The 1,054-nt window shown below is 63.6% G+C and carries 2 protein-coding genes and 1 pseudogene; all 3 read left to right on the top strand.

Translation table 11 applies throughout. From position 1 onward, the window contains the following. Window positions 1-211: pseudogene (locus tag QPM17_RS23635) on the top strand (C4-dicarboxylate ABC transporter); the annotation flags it as partial. Between the two features lie 61 nt (window positions 212-272). Next, window positions 273-863, top strand: coding sequence for a TRAP transporter small permease (locus QPM17_RS23630; RefSeq protein WP_234251017.1), 591 nt, complete (start codon window positions 273-275; stop codon window positions 861-863). Between the two features lie 3 nt (window positions 864-866). Then, window positions 867-1,054 (top strand): TRAP transporter large permease subunit (locus QPM17_RS23625; protein ID WP_285394191.1); only part of this gene is annotated, 188 nt, incomplete at its 3' end.

Raw genomic sequence — 1,054 nt, 5'->3', positions numbered from 1 at the left:
GTCGGCCGAGTACGAGATCCAACTGGCCACCGAGTACGACGATTGGTCGCGTGAGCAGCTCGAGGAGCGCGGTATGCAGGTCACCCGTCTCAACGACGAGCAGATCGCCGCCTTCCAGGAAGCCGTTCAGCCGGTGTACGACCGTTGGGCGCCGCGCATCGGCGAGGACCTGATCGCCGAGATCCAGTCCATCGTCGAATCCAACCAGTAATCCTCCATCCGTCTGACTTGGCAGGGCAGGGGGGCTTCCCCTGCCCTGCACGGAGCCCTGCATGACTTCGCCCACCCAACTGCCTGACGAGGCCAGCATCTACCTGGAAGATCCCAGGCGCGAGCCGCTCGAGCTCGACACCGAAGGGCATCGCGGCCCTGCGGTCTTCCGCTGGCTGACCCGTCTCATGGAACACCTGATCGCGGCCATCCTGGTGGCACTGGTCGTCTCGGTGTCGGCCAACGTGCTAGGCCGTTCACTGTTCAACCGCTCGCTGCCCTGGGCCGATGAACTGGCGCGCATGCTGTTCATCTGGCTGATCTTCGTCGGTGCGGCGGCCGCCTTCGCCCGCTACGAGCATATTGCCGTGGATTTCCTGGTGCGCCGGCTCAAGCCGCGGGCCGCCTATCTGCTCTATCTGCTGCAGCACCTGATCATCGCCACGCTGATGGGCATCATGGTGTGGGGCGGCTACTTGGTGATGTCCCGCTCCACCGGACGCACCGCCATCCTTGGCGTGCCCTGGAACCTGATCAACGTCTCGCTGGTACTCTGCTCGCTGTTCATCGTGGCGGTGTCGCTATGGCGGGCCTGGCAGTGCCTGCGCCTAATCCGCGATCCGGCACACGCCCACCGAACGGCAGGAGACTGAGCCATGTTGTGGATCTTCCTGGGTATCCTGTTCGCCTCCATCGCCATCGGGTTGCCGATCGCTTTCGGCCTCGGCATTGCCGCCGTGGTCATGGCCATCCTTTCTGACATTCCGCTGTCGATCCTGATCGAGCAGTCGATTCGCGGCGTCAACAATTTCCCGCTGCTGGCGATCCCTTTCTTCATCCTGGT

This window comes from Marinobacter azerbaijanicus, assembly GCF_030250645.1.
Classification (GTDB): domain Bacteria; phylum Pseudomonadota; class Gammaproteobacteria; order Pseudomonadales; family Oleiphilaceae; genus Marinobacter; species Marinobacter azerbaijanicus.
The sequence above is the reverse complement of the archived record's forward strand: the minus strand, read 5'-3'. Positions and strand labels throughout refer to the sequence as shown.

Bases quoted from the DNA above. Each gene is read 5' to 3' on its own strand.
- QPM17_RS23630 (WP_234251017.1), top strand. From the start codon at position 273: ATGACTTCGCCCACCCAACTGCCTGACGAGGCCAGCATCTACCTGGAA.